The organism is Zhihengliuella salsuginis (assembly GCF_014651715.1).
Classification (GTDB): domain Bacteria; phylum Actinomycetota; class Actinomycetes; order Actinomycetales; family Micrococcaceae; genus Zhihengliuella; species Zhihengliuella salsuginis.
Genome location: NZ_BMXK01000019.1, coordinates 25,078 through 31,241, shown reverse-complemented (window position 1 = coordinate 31,241; position 6,164 = coordinate 25,078). Strand labels below are relative to the sequence as shown.

The window sequence follows — 6,164 nt, the reverse complement described above, 5'->3', positions numbered from 1 at the left end:
GGGACAGGCCCCGCAGCAGAGATGCTGCGGGGCCTGACCTGTTTAACACCACAAAGAACAGGCCCCGGCATTGCTGCCGAGGCCTGTCCGCGCTACACCCCCGAGCGTTCGCCCCACCGAACACCCGGCGGTACTCATTCAGTTGTCGAAGCTGCTGTCCCCGAACTGCGACTCGTTGTCGTTGCCGAAGCTGTTCTCCTGCTGCCCGTCCGAACCGTTTTCATTGTTCGAATTGCCGCCGAACTGGTTCTGCTCCTGGTCCTCCTGTTCGAAGCCGCCCTGACCCTGCTGGTCGGTGCCGAAGCTCTGTTCCTGCTCGCTGCCCTGTTCGAAGCCGCCCTGTTCCTGCTGACCGCCGAAGCTCTGCTCCTGCTCGCTGCCCTCGTTCTGCCGGCCTCCGAACTGGCCCTCCTCGTTGCTGTTGTCGCCGAACTGCTGGTCCTCGTTGTTCTCGTACGTCATGGTGTAGCTCCTTCACCGATGTGTTGTCTCCAGGCCGAAGTTGGCAAGCGTCTGCCTGCCACCGACGGCATGGAATGTGGGGTTGGTGATATGTAGGACCGGCTCCTGCGGTGGAGCCGGTGGGGTCCGTCGAGGACTCCGCTGCCACCATAAGCGGCCCCCGTGTCGGGGCGTCAACGGGTATCGGATCATTCTCAGGTAGATACCAGTTCCAACTGCACCAAACTTGAGCTTCGCCGGCCGCTGTCGGCGCCCTGCCCGGGAGCTGTGGATTCGTGCCGGACTTCTCGCTGGGAGAGAACGGGCCTCGGCACCGCGCCTTGACAGGAGTAAAGTCCTTGTTTCAGAACGTAACGAGCATCACGCATCGCTGGGAGCCGGAGCGCTGCACAACGAAGGGAACTACAGGACATGACCAACACCGAGGAGCTTCAATCCGCGGGGCCGGATCCGGCATCCGACCACCGCGATCACGAGGTTCGCCCCCAGGACGATCTCTACCGGCACGTCAACGGCCAGTGGTTGGCGACCGCGAAAATCCCGGGCGACCTCGGCAGCTACGGGTCCTTCATGAAACTTCGGGACGACTCGGAGTTGGCCGTTCGTTCCATCATCGAGGATTCGCAGGCCGCAGTCGTGGCCGGCCACGCGGACGAACGCCAGGCGCGCATCGCCGCCCTGTACTCGTCCTTCATGGACGAGGAGGCCATAGAGGCTCGCGGGCTGGAACCGATCAGGGGGTACCTCGAGGCGGTCTACGCCGTGGACAACCTCGAGGACTTCGTCTGCTGCGTCGGCGAACTGCAGCGGCGTGGGGTCTCGGGTTTCTACAACGTGGGCGCCAGCAGCGACGCCGGCCGGCCAGAGCGCAATCTCCTCACGTTCATGCAGTCCGGCCTCGGCCTGCCGGACGAGTCCTACTACCGCGACGAGCAGTTCGCCGAGATCTACGGAGAATACCGCCAGCACCTCGCGCGGTTCTTCGCGCTGGCCGAGATCCCCGATGCCGACGCGGCGGCGGAAGCCGTCGTGCGGCTCGAATCAGCGATCGCCGGGCACCACTGGGACCGGGTGAAGACCCGCGACGCGCAGGCGCGGTACAACCTGCTGACGGGTGGAGAGCTCAAGGCCCTCAATCCGTCGATCGAACGCTGGCTCGCCGGGGCGGGAATCGATTCCGCGTACTTCGCCGAGGTCGACGTGTGGCAGCCGAGCTACCTTGAGGGCATCGAGAGCGTTCTGGCCGAGCAGCCGCTGGACGCCTGGAAACACTGGGCGGCAGTGCAGGTCATCCGGAGCTTCGCCCCGTACCTGTCGTCCGCCTTCGTCGCGGAGCACTTCGCCTTCTACTCGGCCAAGCTCGCCGGGTCCGAGCAGCAGAAGGAGCGCTGGAAGCGCGGAGTCGCCTTCACCGAGGGAGGGGTCGGCGAGGACATCGGCCAGGTCTACGTCGAGCGGCACTTCCCGGGCGAGGCCAAGGCGAAGATGGAGGAGCTCGTCGCCAACCTCATCGAAGCGTACCGGCAGTCCATCTCCGAGCTGGAGTGGATGAGCGCTGAGACCCGCGCGCGTGCGCTCGAGAAGCTGTCTATGTTCCGCCCGAAGATCGGCTACCCGGTCAAGTGGATCGACTACTCGGCGATCGATGCCGGGGACGACCTGATCGCGAATGTGGCGTCCGTCAACGACTTCGAGTTCGCGCGTGAACTCAAGAAGATCGACGACGGCGTCGATCGGGACCTCTGGTTCATGTACCCGCAGACCGTCAACGCCTACTACCACCCGCTCCTGAACGAGATCGGCTTCCCGGCGGCGATCCTGCGACCGCCGTTCTTCGGCGTGGACCGGGACGCCGCGAGCAACTACGGGGCGATCGGCGCGGTGATCGGGCACGAGATCGGTCATGGATTCGACGACCAGGGATCCCAGTTCGACGGCACCGGAGAACTCAAGGACTGGTGGACCGAGGACGACCGCAGCCGGTTCGAGGCGCTGACGCGGAAGCTGGTGGAGCAGTACGACGTGCTCGTCCCGCCGGAAGCACCGGACCACCATGTCAACGGAGAACTCACCCTCGGCGAGAACATCGGTGACCTCGGGGGGCTGGGCATCGCCTACAAGGCGTACAAGCTGGACCTTGCGGAGCGCGGACTCGAAGCCGACGAGGTCATCGACGGTCTGTCCGGGGTTCAGCGGTTCTTCTACTCGTGGGCCGAGTGCTGGAGGAGCCTGACCCGGCCGGAGACCATGGTGACGCGGATCGCGACCGATCCGCATTCGCCGGCGGAGTTCCGCTGCAACCAGGTGGCCAGGAACCTGGGCGCGTTCCACGAGGCGTTCGGAACGGAGCCAGGCGACGCGATGTGGCTCGAACCAGGTGAGCGCGTCACGATCTGGTAGCCGGAGCAGCGAAGCAGGGTGGTGGCCCGGTGCGGCAACGGGCCATCAGCCGCTGTTCTTGGCCGTATCCGTGAAGTAGGCGGCGATGTCTCCCACGAGTTCCCCGATGGCTGCCGGCACCGAGGCGTGCATGCCGTCGGGGGACTCGACATACGTCGAACCGGGGACCGCCGCATGCAGTTTCGCCGCCGTGGTGCGGAAATACTCGGGACTTTTGGCGCCGGCCATGAATTGCGTTCCGGCTGGAAGAGATGAGAATTCCTGCGCGGATTCGACCTCTTCGAGTGCCGCCAACAACTCTCCAGTTCCGGAGCTGATCAATGCCCGGGCCGTCCGGCCCCACCGGGTTCGAGTTGCAATTCCCAGAAGCGCTGCGAGGAGCGGCGCCGGGACCCGGGACAACGTCGGCGATGTGCGCATTCCACGATGCATGATACTCAAGGCCCGGCCGGTTCTGCCGCGGTCGGCTTCGGCCACGAAGTCCTGCATCCAGGAGGCATTGAATTCGCCCTCGATATTGATGGCGGGATCGTAGACTGCCAGCCGGTCGGGGACCAGATCCGAATCCGCGAATCGACGGTCCGAGTGGTCATTTCCCTGAAATGCCTGCACCGCGTTCAGGACGACCGAGCCACCCAGCGAATGTCCGAACAGGTTTCTGGCGCCCGTATGGCGCAGCATCAGTTGAACGTCCGAGATCTCGGTATCCAGAGAGTAGTCCTCCGGCTGTTCGCTAGAACGGCCCCGGCCGCGCCGATCGTAGACGTCGACGGCCCACGCGTCGCCCAGCGCCCGGCTCAATCCCAGGGCGAACGGGCGGTAGATGAGAGCGGTCAGGAAGGCGCCGCCGACGACGAGGACGCGGCGGTCTCCGGTCGCGTCGGCGGAGCCGTAGGAGGCGAGGCCCAGCGTGCCGCCGTCGTGCGCGGTGACGAGCACTCTCGCGGGCGCGCGCCGAGGGGCGGTGTGAGAAGGGCAGAAGCGGCGAGTTCATGGCCTTGACAGCGTATCGGCCCCGCGTCGTTTTCGAATTGCGTGCCACGGTAGAATGGGGAACCGTGACTGCAGATACCAATACCTCCGCCCAGACCACCGCCGTCGACACCAACGACCTGCGCCAGGTGCGCATGGAGAAGCGCGCGGAGCTGCTCGGATCCGGGCGCGAAGCGTACCCCGTCAATGTCGACATCACGCACACCCTGCTGCAGATCCGTGATGCCTACGGGAAGCTCGAAGCGGGGGAGGAGACCGACGACGTCGTCTCCGTCTCGGGGCGTGTGGTCTTCGCGCGCAACACCGGCAAGCTCTGCTTCGCGACCCTTCAGGAGTCGGGTCCCGACGGGCGCGCGGTCCGCCTCCAGGCGATGGTTTCGCTGGCGAACGTGGGCGAGCAGTCGCTGGCCGACTGGAAGAGGCTCACCGACCTCGGCGACCACGTGTTCGTGACCGGCCGCGTGATCTCCTCGCGCCGCGGCGAGCTGTCGATCATGGTCACCGACTGGCAGATGGCGTCCAAGGCGATCCGCCCGATGCCGGTGCTGCACGCCGACCTGAACGACGAGATGCGCACGCGCCAGCGCTACGCCGACCTGATCGTCCGCGACGAGGCCCGCGAGATGATCTACCGCCGCGACGCCATCACCCGCTCGGTGCGGGAGACTCTGCACGGGCACGGGTATGTGGAGGTCGAGACCCCGATGTTGCAGCTGGTCCACGGAGGCGCCAGCGCCCGCCCGTTCCAGACCCATCTGAACGCTTTCGACCAGGGCATGACACTGCGCATCGCCACCGAGCTGTACCTCAAGCGCACGGTTGTCGGCGGTGTCCCCCGGGTGTTCGAGATCGGCCGGATCTTCCGCAACGAGGGTGTCGACTCGACCCATTCCCCCGAGTTCACGACCCTCGAGTCCTACGAGGCGTACGCCGACCAGTTCGTGATGGCGGAGCGCATGCAGGAGATCATCCTCAACGCCGCGGACGCCTCGGGCGCGGGGCGCGTCCTCGAGACCTCCAAGGGCACCATCAATCTGGACGGGGAGTGGGCGTGGCTGAGCGTCTACCCGGGCCTGTCCGAGGCGGTAGGCGTGGAGATCACCCCCGAGACCGGCGCCGGCGTCCTCCTCGAGGTCGCCGAAAAGAACGAGGTGAAGGTCGACCCCAAGTGGGACGCCCAGAAGCTCGTGATCGAGCTGTTCGGCGAGATCGTCGAGCCGACCCTGATCGACCCCACGTTTGTCTACGACTACCCGCCGGCTGCCCAGCCGCTGGCCCGACCGCACCGCGACAAGCCGGGTGTCATCGAGGCGTGGGACCTCATCATCGGCGGGATGGAGCGCGGCACGGCCTTCTCCGAGCTCATCGATCCGGTCATCCAGCGCGAGCGTCTGACCGAGCAGTCCAAGCTGGCCGCCGGCGGCGACGACGAGGCGATGCAACTCGACGAGGACTTCCTGCGCGCCCTGGAGTACGGCGCCCCTCCCATGGGCGGCATCGGTCTCGGTATCGACCGTCTGGTCATGCTGTTCACGGACGCCGGGATTCGGGAAACCATTCTCTACCCGCTTCTCAAGCCGGAGGCCTGATTATGGAATACGTGCAGGTTCTGGCACCGACCATTGTTGTGGCGCTGATCTTCTGGTTCGTTATCCGCGCCCTGTTCCGGGTCGACCGGAATGAGCGTTTGGCGGAGGCGGAAGTTGAACGTCGTAGTAAATCTCAGGATCTCCCCAGTAAATCCACAGAGCCTGGCGCATCGGGTAAGTCAGAGGAATGACGGAATTGTTCAGTGCCAAGAATCTCATCTTTTTCTGAATCAGAATGAGGCTTAAGTGGCCATTTCCGTGGATGAGCGATTAGGATTTGAGTCATGGCACGCAAAGTAGAAGTAACCCTTGTTGACGACCTTGACGGTTCCAGTGCATCGGGGAGCGTCAGCTTCTCGATCGAAGGCACTCATTACGAAATCGATCTGAGTGACAAGAACGCTCAGGAGTTGCGCGACGGTCTCGCCAAATACATCGAGGCCGGCCGGCGCGTGGCGTCGCCGAAGTCGAAGGCGCCCGTCCGCGCCGGGAAGAACGACACTGCCGAGATTCGCGAATGGGCGCAGAAGAACGGCTACAACGTGAGCTCCCGCGGACGCATCCACGGCAGCATCATCGAGGCGTACCGCGCCGCCCACTAGGCGGCGCCGGGCGCACCCAGCGGAACGTACGACGTCGGCACCCACCCGGGTGCCGGCGTCGTGCTGTGCGGGCGGGGTTATCCCTACGGCGAACACGGCCCACAGGCCGGCCCGCGGT

At 65.2% G+C, this 6,164-nt stretch carries 6 protein-coding genes; 4 read left to right on the top strand and 2 right to left on the bottom strand.

All coding sequences use genetic code 11. From position 1 onward, the window contains the following. Positions 1 to 138: 138 nt before the first annotated feature. Positions 139 to 462, bottom strand: coding sequence for a hypothetical protein (locus IE069_RS15195; RefSeq protein WP_189351527.1), 324 nt, complete (start codon positions 460 to 462; stop codon positions 139 to 141). Positions 463 to 873: 411 nt separating this feature from the next. Between IE069_RS15195 and IE069_RS15190 the strand changes: the two genes are divergently transcribed. Next, complete coding sequence (locus IE069_RS15190) at positions 874 to 2,862, top strand: M13 family metallopeptidase (protein ID WP_189351526.1); 1,989 nt, start codon at positions 874 to 876, stop codon at positions 2,860 to 2,862. 45 nt (positions 2,863 to 2,907) lie between these two features. On the opposite strand, the gene IE069_RS15185 is transcribed toward IE069_RS15190, so the two are convergent. Next, a complete protein-coding gene (locus IE069_RS15185; RefSeq protein ID WP_189351525.1) occupies positions 2,908 to 3,801 on the bottom strand; it encodes an alpha/beta hydrolase in 894 nt (297 codons plus the stop codon). A 173-nt stretch (positions 3,802 to 3,974) separates the two neighbouring features. Here IE069_RS15185 and lysS point away from each other — a divergent pair, with 173 nt between their 5' ends. From lysS to IE069_RS15170, 3 genes are all read left to right on the top strand, one after another. Beyond that, complete coding sequence (gene lysS / locus IE069_RS15180; RefSeq protein ID WP_373287829.1) at positions 3,975 to 5,444, top strand: lysine--tRNA ligase; 1,470 nt, start codon at positions 3,975 to 3,977, stop codon at positions 5,442 to 5,444. 2 nt (positions 5,445 to 5,446) lie between these two features. Beyond that, complete coding sequence (locus IE069_RS15175) at positions 5,447 to 5,635, top strand: hypothetical protein (RefSeq protein WP_189351523.1); 189 nt, start codon at positions 5,447 to 5,449, stop codon at positions 5,633 to 5,635. Positions 5,636 to 5,728: 93 nt separating this feature from the next. After that, positions 5,729 to 6,046: a histone-like nucleoid-structuring protein Lsr2 gene (locus tag IE069_RS15170; RefSeq protein WP_189351522.1), complete on the top strand. Its 318-nt coding sequence runs from the start codon at positions 5,729 to 5,731 to the stop codon at positions 6,044 to 6,046. The last annotated feature ends 118 nt before the right edge of the window (positions 6,047 to 6,164 follow it).